Source organism: Bacteroidota bacterium, assembly GCA_016213405.1.
Lineage (GTDB): Bacteria > Bacteroidota > Bacteroidia > Palsa-948 > Palsa-948 > Palsa-948.
Window position 1 is genome coordinate 1 of sequence record JACRAM010000002.1, and the last position, 20,781, is coordinate 20,781.

The window sequence follows — 20,781 nt, forward strand, 5'->3', positions numbered from 1 at the left end:
GGACTTTCGCAAAAAAGTATTTTTAGAAAGAATAGAACACAGATAACACGGATGATACGGATAAGCACAGATAAAATCAGTGAAAATCAGTCAAATCAGTGTTATCCGTGTTCCATTTTTAATTTCTTGCGAAAGTCCTATCATACATAAATCTTAATCCCAACTATCATGAAACACATTTACACTCTCATCCTCATGATCTTTCTGTTCTCCAATTGTTTTTCTCAAACATGGTTGCAGAGGGCAAACTTTGGCGGCACGGCAAGATATGGCTCCACCGGATTCAGCATAGGCACCAAAGGATATATCGGAGTTGGAAGAGACATGTCTTCTCAAAAAAATGATTTCTGGGAATGGAATCAGGCAACAAATGTCTGGACTCAGAAAGCAAACTTTGGTGGCACAGCAAGAGAAAGCGCAGTGGGCTTTAGCATCGGAACAAAAGGATACATCGGATTAGGAAAAGATGTCGCAAAAAAAAATGATTTCTGGGAATATGATCCTTCTTTAAATACCTGGACTCAAAAAGCAAACGCTCCCATATCAAGGTCAGATGCCACGGGATTTAGTATTGGCAGCAAAGGGTATGTAGCTGCCGGAATTGATGCCGGCAACTTTATTTATAATGATCTTTATGAATGGAATCAGGCAACCGACACCTGGACAACAAAAGCCGCATTTGGCGGTGTGCAACGATATTACGCAGTGGGTTTCTGCATAGGAAACAAAGGATACATCGGCACAGGAACAGGTCCGGGCAATGCCAAGCTAAATGATTTCTGGGAATATGATCCTTCTTCTGATAGCTGGGTACAAAAAACAAATTTTGGCGGAACGGCAAGAACCTTCGCTGTTGGTTTCAGCGTTGGCAGCAAGGGATATATTGGAACAGGAAACGATGCCGCTTACAAAAATGATTTCTGGGAATACGACCCTGGTGTAAATACATGGACACAAAAAGCAAACTTTGGCGGCTCGGCAAGATATACTGCTTTTGGATTTGGTATCGGAACCTGCGGATACATTTGTTTAGGGTATGATGGCAATTATAAAAATGATTTTTGGGAATATGGATCCTGCTCTCCTGCCAGTTCTGTCAGCGAATATAATTCTGAGAGCGATATGGCAGTATATCCTTCTGCCGGAAGCGGAATGTTTTTTCTCACCATTAAAAATCCCGAACTTAAAATCCAATCGGTGGATGTGTACAATACTATGGGAGAAAAAGTTTTCGAAACAAAAAATGAGTTGATACGCGAAATCAATCTTCAGGCATTGCCTTCAGGATTGTATTACCTGAAACTCAATACAGAACAGGGCGCTTCTCTGAAAAAAATAATTATTACAAAATGAAGTTGAGGTAGAAGTCAGCCCAGAACTATTTTTTACACTAAAGAGTTCCCCGTCATTTCCTTCGGGATTGCAATTCCCATTATTTTTAGAATCGTAGGAGCGAGGTCAGCCAATTTTCCGTTAGAGATTTTCTTGTAATCGGTATCAATCAATATGCAAGGGACAGGATTGGTAGTGTGTGCTGTGTTGGGCGAGCCATCAGGATTAATCATGAACTCTGCGTTGCCGTGGTCGGCAATGATGATGAAGGAATATCCGTTTTCAATTCCCGCTTCCACCACCCGTTTGTTGCAGGCGTCAACGGTTTCAACTGCCTTTTGTACAGCAGAAAAAACTCCTGTATGCCCAACCATATCGGGATTTGCAAAGTTCAAACAAACAAAATCTGTTTCAGGTTTTTTCAGTTCTGTAACTATTGCTTCTGTCACACCTTCGGCACTCATTTCAGGTTTTAAATCGTAGGTAGCAACTTTCTGTGAAGGAATCATGATTCTTTTCTCTCCATCAAATTCTTTTTCATGTCCCCCAGAAAAGAAAAAAGTAACGTGTGGATATTTTTCTGTTTCTGAAATACGAATTTGCTTTTTGCCTGCAAGAGATAAGACTTCTCCCAGCGTCATAGATAGATTATCTTTTTCAAAAATTACATGAACATTTTTAAATGTACTATCGTAACGAGCCATGGTTACATAATGTAGAGGAACAGTTTTCATTCCGAATTCAGGAAAATCTTTTTGAGTAAGCACGGTTGTCATTTCCCTGCAACGGTCTGTGCGGAAGTTGAAGCAGATAACTGCATCTCCTTCTTTTATTTTTCCCTCTTCTGAAATTATACATGGCTTAATGAATTCATCCGTCACTTTTTCTTCATAAGAACTTTTTACTGCTTCAATCGCGCTGGAGAATTTTTTACCTGTGCCGTTCACCAGCATATCATAAGCAAGTTTGATTCTTTCCCAGCGTTTGTCCCGGTCCATCGCGTAATATCTTCCGCATACTGTAGCAATCTGAGCCCCCTCTCTTATCTCCCCCGATGGGGGAGAAGAGTGGAGGTGTTTTTCTAAATTCTGAATATGTTTCAATCCGCTTTTTGGATCACAATCTCTTCCGTCCATGAAAGCGTGAATGAAAAGATTTTTGATTCCGTGTTCTTTTGCTAAGTCGCAGAGTTTGTAAAGATGCTGTTCGTGAGAATGAATTCCTCCGGGAGAAAGAAGTCCCATCAAGTGAAGCGACTTGTTATTTTTCTTCGCATACTCCAGCGCTTCAAGCAGAACAGGATTTGTGTCTATCGTTTTTTCGCGGACAGCTTTATTTATTTTAGCTAAATCCTGATACACAATTCTTCCGGCTCCAATGTTCAGATGTCCTACTTCTGAATTTCCCATTTGCCCTTCGGGCAAACCAACATTTTCTCCGTCTGTTAAGAGTTCAGAGTGAGGATATGTTTTCAGAAGATAATCGTAAAAAGGAGTTTTAGAATTTGCAATGGCATCTGCTTTCGATTTATCACCGATGCCCCAGCCGTCAAGAATTATGAGCGCGAGTTTCTTAGCCATTGAATACGATTTCAAAAATAGTTCCTCTCGGAGAATTATTTTTTACAAAAATATTTCCTCCGTTCAGCTCTGTCAAATATTTCACAATATATAATCCCAATCCGGTTCCTTTTGTTTTGCGAGTTTCTTCATTCCCTATTCTGTAAAACTTGTTGAAGATATTTTGTTTTTCCTCCTCAGAAATCCCAACGCCTTCATCGTGCACCGACAAATTTACACTGTTCTCTTTCTTTGCGAGAATGATTTTTATCATGGAACCATCGGGAGAATACTTCATAGCATTCTCAACCAGATTCAGAAAGATGGAAGTGAAGCTGGATTTATCCAGTTCGGAAAAAACATTCGGTTGTATTGATTGTACAATGCTGTGAGAATTATTTGTTTGAATAATTTTTCCGAGAAGTTCAAGCGTGTATTCTGAAAGATTGATTTTCTCTTTTTGAATATGATAGCTTTTGTTTTCAATCTGCGCGGAAAGCAGAATGTTATCCACAAGATTATTTAATCTGTCTGTATCGCTTAGTGCATTGGCAAGTATTTCTTTTTGTTTTTCTTTTTCAAGGTTGCGTTTCAATAGAGTTTCTATAGCGAGTTTGACAGATGCAATGGGTGATTTAAGTTCATGTGTGATGGAGTGCATGAAGTTTTTTTGCTGGGATGAAAGTTCGGCTTCGAGCTTAAATGTATTTCTCACCCTGAAAAAAGCAACTGAAAGCAAAACAAGAAAAACTAATCCTTCTCCCGCAATCATCATCCAGCGCGCATGAAGTTTTTTTTCCAATTCGTTTCCTTGTTCAATCACCAACTGCGGGTCTTCGTGGTGAAGCAGGTTGATGGTGCTTTTCAGTTGGTAGATTTCGTTATTCTGCTCAATCATTAAATAACTCCACCACATGAATTGAAGGAGAACATAGGCGACCAGAATGTAAAAAAGAAAGAGTGGTCTGGATTTTTGAGATTGCATTCTGCAATATTACGATTTCTCTTCCCAGATAGCGCAGAGATTTACAATCGTCTCTACTGTTTTTTGCATATCGTAAACAGAAACCCATTCCTGCTTGGAGTGAAAGGCGTGTTCACCTGCAAAAATATTTGGACAGGGAAGCCCCATGTAAGAAAGTCGGGATCCATCTGTTCCTCCGCGAATGCTGGAGCGAACGGGTGCGATTCCACTTCGTTTGGTTGCTTCAAGTGCGTATTCAACTATCTGAGGATTTTTTTTCAAAACATTTTTCATGTTTCGGTATTGCTCCTGAATTTCGAATTGATAAGAGCATTTGGGAAGTTTCTTCAGAATGTTTTTTGTGTGCTTCTTCAGAAATGCTTCGTGTTTTTTCAATCCGCTTTCAGAAAAATCCCGGATGATAAATTTTAAAACCATTTTCTCAATCGTTCCGCTCATGGAGGTCGGATGAATGAATCCTTCTTTCTTCTCGGTAGTTTCAGGTGAAAGTTTTTTCTTGGGAAGTTTTTCAATCACTTCAGAAGCGATTTTAATAGCGCTCTGCATTTTCCCTTTCGCGAAACCGGGGTGTGTGCTGAAGCCATTAATCGTTATCGTAACTCCATCCGCAGAAAAAGTTTCGTCTTCAATATGACCTAACGTTTCTCCGTCAATTGTATAACCGAATTCGGCACCGAGCTTTTTCATATCGGCTTTGTCAACGCCTCTTCCGATTTCTTCATCGGGTGTGAAAAGAATTTTTATTGTGCCGTGCTTTATTTCAGGATTCTTCAAAAGATGATGAACTGCGTCCATAATTTCTGCAAGTCCTGCTTTGTTGTCTGCACCTAAAAGAGTTGTTCCGTCAGCAGTGATAACATCATTCCCAATTTGATTCAACAAATCGGGATGGTCCTTCGGAGAAAGAATTACTTTTTGTCCGTCCGTTGAAGCGGGTAGGGAGATGTTTTTTCCGTTGTAGTTTTTATGCACAATAGGCTTCACATCTTTTCCCGAACAATCAGGTGAAGTATCCATGTGCGAACAAAAACAAATGACAGGAACTTTTTTATTTGTATTGGAGGGAAGAGTCGCGTAAACATATCCATACTCATCCATGTGCGCGTCAGAAATTCCCATCTTAAGTAATTCTTCTACTAAAACTTTTCCAAGATTTTTTTGCTTTTCGGTAGAAGGACAGGATGGAGAATCAGGGTCAGACTGCGTATCAATCTGAACGTAGCGGAGAAATCTTTCTGTAGTAGTGTGATTAATTTCCACTTGCAAATATACACATCCCATTCCATTTCCATACATTTTCCCCACTCCATTCATCCATTTTCATTTCAAATCTCAGACACATATTATTTGAATAATCCTTGTGTAACTAAAAAAATATCTTGATTTTGAATTTTTTATAAATGAATACATTTTGGGCTATCATCTTGAGAATGCTGTGAAACACGTTACCTCATGTATTTTTTCGGAAACACTATTCTAAACAGTTCTCCCCAAAAAATTACAGCACGCACGTCATACATAGGCGAGTTGAATTTATAGCCGATATTTTTATTGGTGACCAGCATGATGCGCAACCCTACATCCAGTCCAACTCCAAACCATTTGGTTATTTTATATTGCCCGGATACCGCTGGTTCATATATCAGAACCCAATGCCTGTTTTCAGTAATGCTCTTCCCATTAAAATTGTATTTATATTTTGAATCTCCCGCTCCTAATTGCAGCGGCACGCTGAATTGCCATTTGCCTGAATTATAATATACATATTCAAAAAAAACATTCATATACCTGAAATCAAGCGCAGGGTGAACAACATGGATTCCTGCGGAGTCAGAAAAAATTTTGTCAAGATAGAAAGGAGAGTTTTCTCTTTCTGAATCATAAGGAGAAAGCTTCAGCCAGCTTACTCCGGCTCCAACTCTTACCGTATGATTAAAATCCAATCCGACCCGCGCAGTAAAAATCGGTGATCGGAATCCGTTGATGAACGTGCTTTTGGTGGCAAATCCTACTATGAATCTTGGTTTTTTATGCAAGGAAGAAGAAATGGAATCAAAAACCTGTGAATGGCAGCCCATCCCCGACCCTTCCCAAAGGGAAGGGAGAAAGAAAAATAAAAATCCCATCCCTGTCTTCCCGAAGCAAAGGGGAAAGAACTGTTTCATGGCATTGATTTTGTTTTTTTCATTCTTCTCTTCCGGAAGAAAAGAAGATTTGCTTCTCCCTCCCTTTGGGAGGGCTGGGGTGGGCTATTTCCCTTCATCCTGCTCTCCCGGTTCAAGCGGGACAGTTTGTGGAATGAAATCTTCCTTCGCACCCGGCTTGCTGTAATCATACGCCCAGCGGTGAACTACCGGAAGATTGGGTCCCCAGTTGCCGTGATGATGCCCGATATCAACAGTCCATTCAAGCGTGTTGGAGCCCCATGGATTTTTCGGTGCTCGGTCTCCTCTGAACATGCTGTAGAAAAAATTAAATATAAAAATGAACTGGGCTAAAGCTCCAAGAATGGCGAACCAGGTGCTCATCTGCTCAATGTCCACTAAGTTTTCAAATATCGGAAAGGCGGAGTTGGTGTAATATCTTCGGGGAACGCCTGCCAATCCGAGAAAGTGCTGCGGGAAAAATACTCCATAAGCAGAAATAAACGTAAGCCAGAAGTGGGCATATCCTAATTTTTTATTCATCATGCGCAAATACATTTTCGGGAACCAGTGATAAACACCTCCGCACATGGCAAGGATAGCAGAAAGCCCCATCACAATATGAAAGTGTGCCACCACAAAATAATTATCGTGAAGGTTGATATCCAGTGCAGCATCGGCAAGAATAATTCCGGTAACTCCGCCTGTGACGAACGTGGACACCGCACCAATGGCAAACATCATGGCGGGAGTAAAACGAATACTTCCTTTCCATAAAGTTGTTATATAGTTGAACGCTTTCACTGCTGAAGGAATGGCAATGAGAACGGTAGTAAATACAAATACAGAACCAAGGAATGGATTCATTCCGGTAACGAACATATGATGACCCCAAACAACAAACGAAAGCAAAGCGATAACAAGAATACTTCCGACCATTGCTCTGTATCCGAAAATAGGTTTGCGTGAGTTAGTGGAAATAATTTCTGACATCAGCCCGAGTGCCGGAAGAATGATGATGTACACTTCGGGGTGTCCCAGAAACCAGAAAAGGTGCTGAAAAAGAATAGGGCTTCCTCCTGAATGTTCTAATGGCGTTCCGTTAATGTAAATATCCGAGAGATAAAAACTTGTTCCGAGCACTCTGTCAAAAATCAAAAGAAGCACACACGAAAGAAGAACAGGAAAAGAAAGCACGCCAAGAATTGCTGTCACGAAAAGAGCCCAAACCGTAAGAGGCAAACGCATCATGGTCATTCCAACTGCTCTGAGATTTAATACAGTGATAATGTAATTCAAGCCCGCGAGCAGTGCCGAAATAATAAACAAAGCCATGCTGATGAGCCACACCGTCATTCCCATTCCTGAGCCGGGCATCGCCTGAGGAAGAGCGCTTAACGGAGGGTAAATTGTCCAGCCAGGTGCTGCTGGTCCTGTGGGAAGAAACATGCCGCCAAGCATGAGGATGGCTCCGACAAAGAAGAACCAGAAAGAAAGCATGTTCAGAAAAGGTGAAGCCATATCGCGCGCTCCCACCTGATAAGGAATTAACAGATTGGCAAATGTTCCGCTCAAGCCGCCTGTGAGAACGAAGAATACGAGAATGGTTCCGTGAATGGTGACAAGACCCAAATAAATTTCGGGGGACATTTTTCCACCAGGAGCCCATTTGTCACCTAAAAGCCAGTTCATAATCGCAAATTTTTCATCGGGCCAGGCAATTTGCAAACGAAAAAGAGTGGACATTATCATTGCGGCTACCGCCATGATGATGGCAGTGACAAGAAATTGCCGCGCAATCATTTTATGATCCATGCTGAAAACATACTTGGAGATAAAACTCTCCTCTTGATGATGTTCAACATGTGAGGGATCGTGTGCAAGGTCGTGTGACATAATATATCTAAAGTTTAAAATCTAAGTTCAGGTTAATTACTTGTTTTCTGCAATCATATTACTACTTTCTGTTTTTATTTCCGCAGTCATACTTTCTCCAACTGTTTTCTGTTTGCTGAGCCATGCTTCATATTGCGCAGGTTCATCAACCACAATATTCATTTGCATATTGTAATGGCTGAGCCCGCATATTTTATTGCAAAGAAGCAGATAGTTAAACTCATAGGGGTCTTCTCCTTTCTTCGCAAGAATCTCATTTATTTCTTTAACGTTCTTAATTACCTTCGGATTTTTTCTCATCTCTTCAGTAGTGATGGTGGGCACATAATGAAGCGAGGTGGTCATTCCGGGAACGCAGTTCATTTGGGTGCGAAAGTGAGGCATGTACGCGCTGTGGATTACATCGCGAGAACCCAATTTGAAATCAATTTGTTTTCCTTTAGGAATATGAAATTCATTGTGAACAACTATGTCATCATTTCCATTGGGGTCAGAGGCATCAAGACCCATCGGGTTGGTATCGGTAATGAGTTTGAAATTTCTTTTTCCTAAAATATTATCCTTGCCCGCATAGCGCGCTGTCCAGTCAAACTGCTTTGCATATAACTCCATGACGATTGATTCTCCTTCGGCAGGCGATGTAATGTTGTTCCACGTTTTGATTCCGAGAAAGATGATTACAACAAGCACAATGCCGGGAACAGTTGTCCAGATGAGTTCTAATTTGTGGCTTTCGGAGAAAAAAGTGGCGGTGTCGTTTTTCTTTCCTTTATAATATCTGAAAGCAAAGTAAAAGAGCAGAAAATTTGTAACAAAGGCTACGATGGTAATAATTATAAAATTAAAATTCAACAGCCAATCCGTTTGCGCTCCATGCGCAGAAGCCGCGATAGGTAAAAGTTTGTCTTTGGTTTTAAAAAATATCCAGAAACAGAAAATAAAAAACGCAAACATAAACAGAAGCATCATGCGTGCGTTCATTCGGTTATCGCTTTCCGTCACTTCCCATTGTGGTTTTCCTCCACGAAGCGCTGACGCAAGTTCATTTATCTTCATCAGGCGAAATACTGCAACTATAATAAGAATGATGACTGCCCAGGTAAGTAATGTTATCATATCAATACAATTTAGGATTAAGGATTTGGGATTAAGGATTTGTCAACACCATTTTTAGATTTAATTGTTTTAATTGCTGAAGAAAAAATTGAAACTAATTCATTTGCTTCCTTCTTTAAATATTCTAATTCCATTTTATTACATTCCAATCCCAACTCATCAATAAACTCTAACCAAAACAAACTTTCATCGGCTTCTTCATCAACCACTTTAAGTTTATTCAAAAAATCTGCTGATGATTTACTTCTACAAGTTGCTCTATAATTTGCAGCCACAGAAGAAGATGCTTTGAAGAGTTGATAGGAAATAATATCAACATCTTTTCCTTGTGGAAGAGTTTTCAAAAACTTAAAAACTTTAATTGAAAAAACTTTTGTTCTCTTTTTTAGTTCTTCTTTATTCATTGCCGTTTGGTTTTAAAATCCTTAATCCTAATTCCTAAATCCTTAATTATATCTGATGATGTTTGCTCTCGTCCAGTAAAGGATGTTTCTGTACTATAATAGGAGCTTTCGCTAATTGTCCAAGCACTACAAACAAAAATAATCCAGCGAAGCCAATGAACAATCCAAGTTCAAGCGGGCTGAACACGCGCCAGTTACTTCCAACCGTTCCGGGCATTACCATTACATAAATATCCAGCCAATGAGTGAATATAAGGATGCCTCCGACTATTTTCAAAAATGTTGCGTTGCGTTTTGCATCGCGCGACATAAGCATAATCATCGGCAAAGCAAAATTAACGAAGAACATTATCCAGAATAATGGACGATACCCCATTAAACTTATTCTATCCTGGAAATAAGTTACTTCTTCAGGAATGTTAGCATACCATATCAGCATGAACTGGCAGAAGAAAGTATACGTCCACAAAAAACTCAGGGCGAAAACCCATTTTCCCAAATCATGAAAATGATTGTCGTTCATTTCTTCGAGATGTCCTTTATCTTTGAGATGAAGCGAGAATAACATAATTGTAATCATGGTGGTGCACCAGAAACCTGCTATCACATACCATCCGAACATGGTGCTGAACCAATGCGTATCAACTGACATGAGAATATCCCAAACAATTACGGGAGAAAAAAATCCGAAAAGCACCAGAAACCATGCAGATGTGGTGATATTTTTTTTATGAAGACCTAAATCACCTGTCAAATCTTCTTCGAGTGAGCGTTTACGAAGCGTGCGCTGTGCAAGAATGAACATGCCGAATAAAAATAATATCCTTCCCCAGAAAAATACCGGATTGAAATAAGGAGCTTTGTTAGCAAGGATTTTATCGTAATGTTCACTCGCAGTGTCATAAACGCTTTTATCCATCCATTTATAAATATGATGCAAACCTAAAAATCCCATCATGAGAAACAACACAAGCATCAATGCGCCAATGGGGAGATAACCGCTGATGGCTTCATACACTCTTTTGTAAACAATGGCGTAAGATGCTTCGGCAGCATATTTTTTCGCCATGTAAAAAGTGGCGCCCAGACCGATGGACAGGAAAAAGAAAATGTCTACGAGCAAATTCGCCCAAACGCGCTGGATAGGAATTCCTCTCACGAACGCATACACAATAGCGAGCAAGCCAATGCCCATCATAGCGTAGAGAATCTTTTTTGTTTTGTCGGAGAATATATAATTTGAACTCATACTTCCTTATAACTTTTTATCTGTTACTGTATTTTCTTTAGTTGAATCGGCAGGTATTGAAACAGATGCCCTGTTTCCTTTCTTGGTTGAATCTGCAGGAACAACCGCTGTTGCAACACCGCCTGGGTTTTGCAAGGTCTGAACATAACGGATAATTTTCCATCGCTCTTCAACAGTAAGCTGCGATGCATGAGAACCCATCATATTTTTTCCGTATTGAAGTGTATGAAACATTTTTCCTTCAGGAAGGTTTTTCAACTGCGCACCATTGTAAGCAGGAGGAGGAGGAAAATTTCCGGCAGTTACCACGGCTCCATCACCTTGCCCTGATGCACCATGACAATGAATGCAATATTTCTCAAAAAGAATTTTTCCCTGACCAATAATTTCAGGAGAAGCAGGAAAAGGATCTCTCAGGTTCTGCCCGGCAAGTTCATAACCCAAACTATCGTTCTTGTAAGGATAAGGAACTTTCATTGCAGAAAATTCCGAGTTAGGAATCCAACCCTGAGAAATGGTTCCGGGAACCGGTTTGCGGTCAGTCAAACTATCGGTAAAAATGGAATTACCCGAATTTGTTTCGTACGAAGATGAGCGGTACATGTCGGGCATGTATTCCCATCCCGGACTGTTAGGAACATTGTTGCAGGAAGAAGCAAGTATTATGTACGATGTACAAAGTACAAAGTACAACTTACCTACGTTTAACCATTTTTGAAATTTTCCTTTCATAATACTTTATACTTAATACTTTGTACTTGTATTAAACTATTTTTATTTCACTCGCTCCGGTTTCTCTCAGCAATCGTGAAACCTTATCTGTATCATTTGTTTCAATCCACATCAAAAATTTATCGTCTGTTGTCCGTGGGTCAGGATTTTTCGGTTTCACGCCAGGGAAAATCCAGCTTCTGAAAAGAAGCGTCCAGAACATAAAATGCGCTGCGCAGAACACGGTAAACTCAAACAAGACAGGTATCCAGGCAGGAACATTGTGATAAAAAGTCCAGTTGGGTTTGCCTCCAACATCCATCGCCCAATCATGAATCATCATATACCACACTCCGAGACAGCTCAAGCCCAACGCTGTCAAGCCATAAAGGAATGCGCATATTGCGATGCGCGTTCGGGGAACGTGAAGCGCTTCCGGAAGTCCGTGTACCGCAAAAGGTGTGAAGACTTCTTTCACGCTGATTCCAGCCGCATGAATTTTCTTTGCCGCGCTTACCAGCACCTCATCGTCATCGTAAATTGCGTGTATTGATTTTGTACTCATAAATATTAATGAGGATGGTTATCGTTTTTGTTTTTAAAAACCTTGCTCGATATTTTCATGATTGTTTTCAATTCGCTTTGTGCAATTACAGGGAACACGCGTGAAAATGTCAAAAATGCGGTGAAGAAAAATCCTAATGTGCCGATAAAAATTCCTACTTCAATCCAGGTGGGATGATACATTGTCCAGCTGGATGGAAGATAATCTCTGTGAAGCGAAGTAACGATGATTACAAAACGCTCAAACCACATTCCTGTATTCACCACGATAGAAAGAATAAATGTCGCCATCAGATTGGTGCGGATTTTTTTGAACCAGAATAGCTGCGGAGAAATCACATTGCAGGTCATCATGCTCCAATATGCCCACCAGTACGGACCCGATGCCCGGTTAACAAAAGCGTACGACTCATATTCCACTCCTGAATACCATGAAATGAAAAACTCTGTGAGATAGGCAATGCCAACGAGAGAACCCGTGAGCATAATAATTATGTTCATATATTCGATGTGCTTCACCGTTACATAATGTTCGAGAGACAACACTTTACGCATGATGAGAACGAGCGTGAGCACCATAGCGAATCCTGAAAAGATGGCACCCGCAACAAAGTATGGCGGGAAAATAGTGGTGTGCCAGCCCGGAACTATGGATGTGGCGAAGTCCATTGAAACGATAGAATGAACCGAAAACACAAGCGGTGTTGAAAGCCCGGCAAGAACGAGAGAAACTTCTTCAAATCGAACCCAGTCTTTTACTCTTCCGCTCCAGCCGAAAGAAAGAATCTGATAAATCATTTCGCGCATTTTATTTCCTGCCACTTTAGCGCGGTCGCGAATCATGGCAAAGTCAGGAATCAATCCGAGATACCAGAAGACGACTGATACGGTAAAGTAAGTCATGATAGCGAATACGTCCCACAAAAGCGGTGAGTTGAAGTTTGTCCAGAGAGAACCGAACTGGTTGGGGATCGGCATTACCCAGTAAGCCAGCCACACACGCCCCATGTGAAACACGGGAAAAATTGCCGCGCAGATTACGGCAAAGATGGTCATTGCTTCTGCAGAGCGGTTGATTCCCATTCTCCATCGCTGACGAAATAAAAGAAGCACAGCCGAGATTAGTGTTCCAGCATGACCGATACCAATCCACCAAACGAAGTTGGTGATGTCCCAAGCCCAGCCCACGGTTTTGTTTGCTCCCCATGCACCGATTCCTGTTCCCACAGTGTACGCAAGACAGCCGAATCCCCAGAGCATGGCAAGAAAAGCAACTGTAAATGCTCCCCACCACATTTTATTTGCTTTTCCTTCAACCGGGCGGGCAACATCTTCAGTAATCTGATGATAAGAAATTTTATCTCCTAAAATGAGTGGCTCGCGTATGGATGCTTCTTTGAACATATCCTTAGTTTAAGGTTTGAAGTTATTTTTTTTTACTCTGTTTTTAATGCTACGCTCAATATTTTCAATTTTTCAACTCCTGCGTGTCCACTGCCAACTCCTGCGTGTCCACTGCCAACTCCTGCGTGTCCACTGCCAGCTCCTGCGTGTCCACTGCCAACTCCTGCGTGTCCACTGCTAACTCCTGCGTGTCCACTGCTAACTCCTGCGTGTCCACTGCCAACTCCTGCGTGTCCACTGCCAACTCCTGCGTGTTCACTGCCAACTCCTGCGTGTTCACTGCCAACTCCTGCGTATTCACTGCCAACTCCTGACCATCTACTATCGAAACTGTTTTACGTATATTTTGTCTTTATTACAATTCCGTTTGCCATGATGAAGTTTATATGCCTGCCCTGAAATTTGTTTTCCCATTGCTCTAGTTTCATCCGCTTCTCCTGAAGTTCATTTTGCCGTTTCTGAATTTCTATTTGCCGCCTGTCAAAATCCATTTCCCATTTTTGAATTTCAATCTGCCTGCTTATGTATTCGTTCTCGAGCATTATTCAACGATTAATTTTCCTGTTCCAATAGTATTTCCTTCAGAAACTATTTTCATGAAGTAAATTCCATTCCGCAAATTGTTTTTGCTGATGATAGCTTTATCAGAATTATTTACAACCACCTGCCGGACTTCTTTTCCAAGCATATCCATCACTTTCACTTCAGCATGAGGAATAATATTTCCAAAGAAAATGGTTGTTATATCACTAAACGGGTTAGGATAAACTGCAAAGTTGGGCGAACCGGTATTTATAATTCCAACCGTAAATCCCACCGTAACCGTGTCGCATTTAGCACAGCCGTTCACATCGGTCACACACACTGTGTAGGTGCCGGGAAGCAATCCGTTAGCAATTTGATTGGTGGTTCCATTGCTCCACAGATAGGTTAAAGGAGGATTTCCGGTTGCGAATGCTCCGGCACTACCGTCCGCACAAGATGAACAGGTTGCGTTAGTAGGTGCTAACATAAAAACTGTTGGAGGAGTTGTTACAGTAATAGAAATTATTGCTGTATCAGAACAATTACCTCCGTTGCTTACAATCACTGTGTAGGTTGTGTTTGATATAGGAGAAATTGAAATTGATGCAGTGGTTACTCCGGTATTCCACATATAAAATATTCCTCCTGAGGCAATGAGCGTGGAAGAATCTCCAAGACAGGCGGTGCTGCTTCCGCTGATAGCCGCTACCGGAACAGGCATAACCGTAATAGTTACATTATCTGAAGAAGAACATCCGTTGGCATCAACCACCAAAACAGTGTATGTAGTTGTAACGCCTGGTGTAGCCATCGGATTAGAAAGCGTGTTGTCGTTCAAACTTCCTACGGGTGTCCATACATACGTATAGGCGCCTGTTCCTCCGGTTGCATTTACATTTAACATGGTGCTGTCGCCCATACAAATCGTAATGCCATTAGATGCAGTTGCAGCTAAAACAACAGGCTCATTAATGGTGACGGATTGAATAACAATACATCCGCCAGCATCCGTAACAGTGCAGTTATAATTTCCTGCAGAAAGGTTGGTTGCGGTTGAACTTGTTCCTCCGGATGGAGACCATGAATAGGTGTAAGGAGAAGTTCCCAAAGTGGCAGTTACAGTTGCACTGCCATCATTTCCTCCGTTGCAGGATACATCTGCCTGCGAAGTAATAGTTGCTCCCAAAGTAGAATTATTATTTACAATTACCTGTGCTGTTTGTGTGCATCCGTTTGCATCGGTAACTGTTACGGAATAAATTCCTGCTGCAATCCCGGTAGCAGTTGTTGTAGTTTGTCCGGAAGGATTCCATAAATAAGAGTAAGGGGCAACTCCATTCGATGGGTTTGCCGTTGCATCCCCGTCAGCATTTCCGCAGGTAGCAGGAGTGCTGTTCGTATTAATAGAAATTGCAACTGGTTCATTCACCACAACCGAATCTATTTGTGAATTTCCGTTGGCATCATTAACCGTTACATAATAAGTTCCAGCGCAAAGTCCGGTTGCTGTTTGAGTAGTTTGCCCGTTGCTCCATTGGTAAGAATACGGAAGCATGGTTGCACCGCTCGGATTGGCAGCAGCCATTCCATCACAGCTACCGTTGCACAACGCATCGGTTGGGGTGAGCGCTACATCAAGACAGGAAGAAAATTTTGCAAGGAAGGCATCGTTATTGCCTCCGCCACCATAAATATCATCGTATCCGTTTGAAGAAGCAATACCGCTGTTGCTTGCTGTGTATCCTGCCATATAAATTTTACCCGCGCTTACTGTAACTCCATACGCAAAGTCGCCACCGGTTCCTCCGAGATATGTTGCACAATATCTTGTGCCGCTTGTATCAAACTTTACCACATAAGCATCCACATTTCCACCGAAGGTTGTTTGAAATCCATCTGAAGACGCCACGTTTGCATTGCTGCTGCTGCGTCCTGCCTGATAAATATTTCCCATGGCATCAGTGGTAACAGATAATCCCCATTCCTGAGTTCCTCCGCCATAATAGGTTCCCCATGTGATTGCTCCGCTTGTATCAAATCGTGCAAGGAAAGAATCATACGTTCCGCCTCCGTACGTTGTTTGATACGCGCCAGCCGTAGCGATGCCGCTGTTGCTCGCGGTTCTTCCGGATAAAAAAAGAATGTTTTGATATACCGCAACGCTGTGCCCCTGATCACCACTGCCACCTCCGAAATAAGTTCCCCAAATTCTTGTTCCGCTTGCATCAAACTTTACAAGATAAGCATCTGTTCCGCCTCCATAAACAGGCTGATATACTCCATTGCTTGAAGAGATAGCGTTGTTGCTTGTTGTATTTCCAGTCATGTAAACTGCGTCAGCAGCATCTATGGCAAGACCAATGTTTGCTCCCACAACAGGAGGATTGGGCGCTTCTGTTCCTGAACCGCCATAATAAGTTCCCCATAAGCGGCTGCCGCTGGCATCAAACTTTACAAGGAATGCGTCATACGTTCCGCCTCCGTTTAGATTCTGAAATCCGCCAGAGGAGATGGATCCGGTGAGTGTATCGTTGGTGTATCCTCCCAAATATAAATTGTCTGCATTATCCACTGCCAATGCTTGTCCGTAACTTGATCGGTTGCCACCATAGTAAGTTCCCCAAAGAAGGTTGCCGCTTGCATCAAACTTTGCAACGAAAGCATCATTGCCTCCTCCGGAAGTATTTTGAAATCCGCCTGCGGTTGCAATGCCATTCGCACCGCTTGTGTATCCTGTTATATAAACATTATCGGATGCATCGGTGGTTACAGCATATCCCTGGTCATCACCGGTTCCTCCGTAATACGTTGCCCATAGGCGATTGCCGCTTGAGTCAAACTTAATAAGCATGGCATCGTTGGCGCCTCCGCCATAGGCATTTTGAAATCCGCCCGAAGTAAAAATCGCGCTGGTGCTGTCGCTGGTGTAACCGGCAAGATAAATGTTGCCGGAAGCATCGTACGCAATGCTGTATCCGTTGTCTGTTCTTGTGCCGCCATAATAAGTTCCCCACTGGCGGGTGTTTTGCGCAAAGGAAATGTACGATGTACAAAGTATAATGTACAATGTAAAGAAAACTGTTGCGATTATACCTTGTACTTTGTACTTTGTACTTTGTACTTTCTTGCTGTTTTGTTTTCTCATTTGATGTTATTGAATAATGAGTTTTCCTGCAGCGATAGGTTTGCTTTCTGAAATCACTTTCATAAAGTAAACTCCTGCTGAAAGAGTTGATCGGTTGATGATGAATTTATTTGAATTATTTATTTGCATTGAAATAACTTTCTTGCCAACCATATCTGTTACGATGACTTCTCCGCTTTCAAGAATTGAACTCAACACAATTGTGGTCTGAAGATTGAACGGATTGGGGAAGATTGAAATACCTATTGAAGATGAAACGTGAGCAATACCGATAGTGTAACTTACAGTGATGGTATCGCAGGCAGTACATCCATTGGCATCCGTTACGCAAACCGTATAATTTCCAACACAAAGTCCGGTTGCCGTTGAAGTGGTTTGACTGCCTGGATTCCACGAAAACATAAAAGGAAAGTTTCCTGTCGCATTTGCAGTTGCAGTTCCATCGCAACAAGTAGAGCAGGATGCATCTGTAGCCGTTACTGATAATGAAGGAACTGGAGTTACTGTTACAGCAACAGAAGCTGAAGCTGAACAACTGCTGGCATCCATACATACAACCGAATAGGTTGTGTTGGATGTGGGAGAAATGGTAATACATGAAGAAGTTGCGCCAGTGTTCCATTGATAACTTGAACAGCCTGAAGCGCAAAGCACCGCATTTTGCCCTGAACAAATCATTCCGCCTCCGCTGATAAAAAGAACAGGAGAAGGATTTACAGTTACAGTAACCGAAGCAACATCGGTGCATCCGCTGGCATTCATAACAGTAACAGTATATCCGGTAGTTGTAGTAGGGCAAACAGTAATGGAAGAAGTGGTCTGCCCGGTGTTCCATAAATAATCAGTTCCTCCCAATGCGGTAAGCGTAGAGCAATCACCCGCACAAACGGTTGTGTTTCCGCTGATGGATGCGGTGGGCAGTGGATTCACAGCGATAGTTACAGAATCAACATCTGAACATCCGTTGGCATCAGTTACAGTAACTGTGAATGTGGTATTTATGCAATCATAAATTACCGCGTCTGTTGCCCCTGTGCTCCACAAATAATTTGTTCCGCCTGATGCGGTAAGTGAAGAACATCCTCCGGCACAAATTGGTGTATTGCCGCTGATGGATGCAGTGGGCAGTGAGTTGACAGTAACCATTCCGTTGGCGCTACCGGAACATCCGTTAGCATCGGTAATGGTTACGGAATAATTGGTTGTTGAAGCCGGAGCAACTGTGATGGAGGCGGTGGTTTCATTTGTGCTCCACGAATAGCTTACGCCTGTTGCCGAATTTTGTGCAGTAAGCACAGAAGTGTCGCCTTCGCAAATGGTCAATCCACCAACCACAGTTACGGTTGGAGTCGGGTTTACACTTAAGTTAAACAGTGCGGTATCGGAACAAGCCGAACTGTTTACAATTACAGAATAAGTAGTGCTGGTTGAAGGCATAACGGAAATAGAAGCAGTGGTTTCGCCAGTGTTCCAGGCAAAAGAAGTTCCGCCCGAAGCAGTGAGCGTTGGATTTTCTCCGTCACAAATGGTGGTATCAGTTGCTGTAATCATCGCTGTTATTGAAGTGGAAACATTAATTGCAATGGCATCTGTATTCGAGCATCCGTTTCCATCGGTTCCCGTCACAGTATAAGAAGTGGTGGTGGTTGGAGAAACATAAACCATGGCATCGGTTGAGCCGAAGTCCCACAAATAAGTATTTCCACCGGATGCTGTCAGCAATGAACTGTCACCGGAACAAATAATCGTAATGCTTGCCGAAATGGAAATAGCGGGAAGAGGGTTCACAAAAACAGTTACCGTGTCGCTGTTGCTGCAAACATTTACATCCGTAACTGTAACTATATAGCCGGTGGTTGAAGTTGGTGTCACTGAAATAACGGCATCGGTCTGACCGGAATTCCAAAGATAGTTTCCTCCGCCTGAGGCAGTAAGTGTTGTTGTTTCTCCCAGACAAATGCTGACATCGCTTCCGGCAGAAGCGGATGGAAGAGGATTAACAACCACCTGAATTGAATCATCATCGGTGCATCCGTTGGCATCGGTAGCAATCACTGTAAAGGTTGAGGTTGAGGTTAAGGTTAAGGAAATAGAAGTTGTAGTTGCAGATGTATTCCACAAATAAGAAACACCCCCGCTTGCTGTTAATACGGTGGAAGCGCCAAAGCAAATGGTATCATTTCCGGTAATGCCTGCCACGGGTTGAGGAACGGTGATGGTAAAAGTTGTGGTATCGCTGCAAACAAACCTATAGGCAATAACGGTGTAGGTGGTGGTAACGGAAGGTGAAACGCTGATGGCTGCATCTGTTTCGCCAGAAAACCAGGAATAGGTATTGCCGTCTGTTGCTGTTAAGGTGGCGCTTTGTCCAACGCATAGTATTGTATCGCTGGCTGAAATCTGCGCATCCACATCGCACCATTTTGCAATGAAAGAAGCGGGTTGTCCGCTTGCGTTGGTAAAGTTTCCGCCTGCATACACGGCTCCTTTGTGTTTCTGAAGTGCGTTTATCTGATCGTCCACCGTGCTCGGCAGAGAATCCCACTGAGTGCCGTTCCACTTGGCAATATAGCTGGCAGGGTTTCCTCCGGCATTAAAAAATCTTCCTCCCGCATACAGCGTTCCGACTCTGTCAGTGAACGAGGTTACTTCAAGATCGGTTCCGGCTCCCAGTGCCGACCAGGTGCCTGTGGTGGCATTCCACTTTGCAGCGTGGTTGGCTGAAACGCTTCCGGCATTATTAAAAGCGCCACCCACATATAACTCACCGCCAAAAACATATAATGAATACACGTCAAAATCCATTCCCACATCCACGGTATCCCATACGGCACCGTTCCAGCGGGCAATATTATTGGTTTGCTTTCCACCGGCATTCATAAATGTTCCTCCCGCATATAATTCACCGTTATAAACTGCGAGGGCTAAAACACTGCCGCTCATTCCTCCGCCCACATCTACCCAGGTGCTTCCGTTCCATTTTGCAACAAAGGGAGTTGGGTTTCCGTCAGCCGTTGAAAACATTCCTCCGGCATAGAGTTCGTTGCTGTAGATGGCAAGAGCGTTCACATCTCCGTCCATTCCTGTTCCAAGGGTTGACCATGTTGAAGCTGCGGTATCCCAAACGGCAATATAATTGGCGGAAGAGCCGCCTGCGGTGGTGAACGAGCCGCCTGCATATAGCTTGGTTCCTTTCATGGTTATGGCATTGACATCTGAATTGGTTCCTGTGCCCAGCGCGCTCCAGTTTTCTCCATCGCATTTAGCTATGAAATTGGCAGCAGCGCCACCGGCATTCTGAAAAGCTCCGCCCACATAAAGCATGTTGGCTGTTTGGTCTCTGTAAAAAGTCTTCACCACATTATCGGTGCCGGCTCCAACGGGGCTCCATGTGTTTTGGGCAGAACAAGAAGTACCGAAGCCCCCCTTTGTCCCCCCATTAGGGGGAAAACTTGTTGCCGCATAAAATGCGACTGCGATAATAAAATTTGTTTTTTTCATTGGTGTTAGTTGTTATACTATGCGCGGGATAAATTGTGACATTTTCATATATGGTACAGATAACAGATTGTTACAGATGTACAGATAACAGATTGTTACAGATGTAGGACTTTCGCAAGAAATTAAAAATGGAACACGGATAACACTGATTTGACTGATTTTCACTGATTTTATCTGTGCTTATCCGTATCATCCGTGTTATCTGTGTTCTATTCTTTCTAAAAATACTTTTTTGCGAAAGTCCTA

The 20,781-nt window shown here is 42.5% G+C and carries 16 protein-coding genes; 1 reads left to right on the forward strand and 15 read right to left on the reverse strand.

Annotated features, from left to right (window positions below; genetic code table 11):
• The first annotated feature begins 168 nt into the window (after positions 1 to 168).
• On the forward strand, positions 169 to 1,353 hold the full coding sequence (locus tag HY841_00125) for a T9SS type A sorting domain-containing protein (GenBank protein MBI4929138.1): 1,185 nt from the start codon (positions 169 to 171) through the stop codon (positions 1,351 to 1,353).
• Positions 1,354 to 1,385: 32 nt separating this feature from the next.
• Here HY841_00125 and HY841_00130 read toward each other — a convergent pair whose 3' ends face one another.
• The 15 genes from HY841_00130 to HY841_00200 all read right to left on the reverse strand — a co-directional run bounded on the left by HY841_00130 (position 1,386) and on the right by HY841_00200 (position 20,535).
• On the reverse strand, positions 1,386 to 2,912 hold the full coding sequence (locus HY841_00130; GenBank protein MBI4929139.1) for a 2,3-bisphosphoglycerate-independent phosphoglycerate mutase: 1,527 nt from the start codon (positions 2,910 to 2,912) through the stop codon (positions 1,386 to 1,388).
• Positions 2,905 to 3,876, reverse strand: coding sequence for a two-component sensor histidine kinase (locus tag HY841_00135; protein MBI4929140.1), 972 nt, complete (start codon positions 3,874 to 3,876; stop codon positions 2,905 to 2,907). The genes HY841_00130 and HY841_00135 overlap by 8 nt, the downstream gene beginning before the upstream one ends.
• Positions 3,877 to 3,885: 9 nt before the next feature.
• Positions 3,886 to 5,157, reverse strand: coding sequence for a peptidase T (gene pepT, locus HY841_00140; GenBank protein MBI4929141.1), 1,272 nt, complete (start codon positions 5,155 to 5,157; stop codon positions 3,886 to 3,888).
• Between the two features lie 164 nt (positions 5,158 to 5,321).
• Positions 5,322 to 6,041: a hypothetical protein gene (locus tag HY841_00145; protein MBI4929142.1), complete on the reverse strand. Its 720-nt coding sequence runs from the start codon at positions 6,039 to 6,041 to the stop codon at positions 5,322 to 5,324.
• 84 nt (positions 6,042 to 6,125) lie between these two features.
• Positions 6,126 to 7,916 (reverse strand): cbb3-type cytochrome c oxidase subunit I, encoded by a 1,791-nt coding sequence (locus HY841_00150; GenBank protein MBI4929143.1) that lies wholly within the window; start codon positions 7,914 to 7,916, stop codon positions 6,126 to 6,128.
• A 36-nt stretch (positions 7,917 to 7,952) separates the two neighbouring features.
• Positions 7,953 to 9,032, reverse strand: a complete 1,080-nt coding sequence (locus HY841_00155; GenBank protein ID MBI4929144.1) for a cytochrome c oxidase subunit II — start codon at positions 9,030 to 9,032, stop codon at positions 7,953 to 7,955.
• A gap of 17 nt (positions 9,033 to 9,049) precedes the next feature.
• Positions 9,050 to 9,436, reverse strand: a complete 387-nt coding sequence (locus tag HY841_00160; protein ID MBI4929145.1) for a four helix bundle protein — start codon at positions 9,434 to 9,436, stop codon at positions 9,050 to 9,052.
• 46 nt (positions 9,437 to 9,482) lie between these two features.
• Positions 9,483 to 10,631, reverse strand: a complete 1,149-nt coding sequence (locus HY841_00165; protein MBI4929146.1) for a quinol:cytochrome C oxidoreductase — start codon at positions 10,629 to 10,631, stop codon at positions 9,483 to 9,485.
• Between the two features lie 60 nt (positions 10,632 to 10,691).
• Entirely contained in the window at positions 10,692 to 11,417 is a 726-nt protein-coding gene (locus tag HY841_00170) for a cytochrome c (protein ID MBI4929147.1), read from the reverse strand.
• 31 nt (positions 11,418 to 11,448) lie between these two features.
• Positions 11,449 to 11,961 (reverse strand): DUF3341 domain-containing protein, encoded by a 513-nt coding sequence (locus HY841_00175; GenBank protein ID MBI4929148.1) that lies wholly within the window; start codon positions 11,959 to 11,961, stop codon positions 11,449 to 11,451.
• Between the two features lie 5 nt (positions 11,962 to 11,966).
• Positions 11,967 to 13,364, reverse strand: coding sequence for a polysulfide reductase NrfD (gene nrfD / locus HY841_00180; GenBank protein MBI4929149.1), 1,398 nt, complete (start codon positions 13,362 to 13,364; stop codon positions 11,967 to 11,969).
• Between the two features lie 64 nt (positions 13,365 to 13,428).
• On the reverse strand, positions 13,429 to 13,671 hold the full coding sequence (locus tag HY841_00185) for a hypothetical protein (GenBank protein ID MBI4929150.1): 243 nt from the start codon (positions 13,669 to 13,671) through the stop codon (positions 13,429 to 13,431).
• A gap of 28 nt (positions 13,672 to 13,699) precedes the next feature.
• Positions 13,700 to 13,906 carry a hypothetical protein gene (locus HY841_00190; GenBank protein ID MBI4929151.1) on the reverse strand — a complete coding sequence of 69 codons (207 nt, stop codon included), beginning with the start codon at positions 13,904 to 13,906 and terminating at the stop codon, positions 13,700 to 13,702.
• Complete coding sequence (locus tag HY841_00195; protein MBI4929152.1) at positions 13,906 to 17,034, reverse strand: T9SS type A sorting domain-containing protein; 3,129 nt, start codon at positions 17,032 to 17,034, stop codon at positions 13,906 to 13,908. Before HY841_00195 ends, HY841_00190 begins: the two co-directional genes overlap by 1 nt.
• 6 nt (positions 17,035 to 17,040) lie before the next feature.
• A complete protein-coding gene (locus HY841_00200) occupies positions 17,041 to 20,535 on the reverse strand; it encodes a T9SS type A sorting domain-containing protein (GenBank protein MBI4929153.1) in 3,495 nt (1,164 codons plus the stop codon).
• Positions 20,536 to 20,781 lie beyond the last annotated feature (246 nt).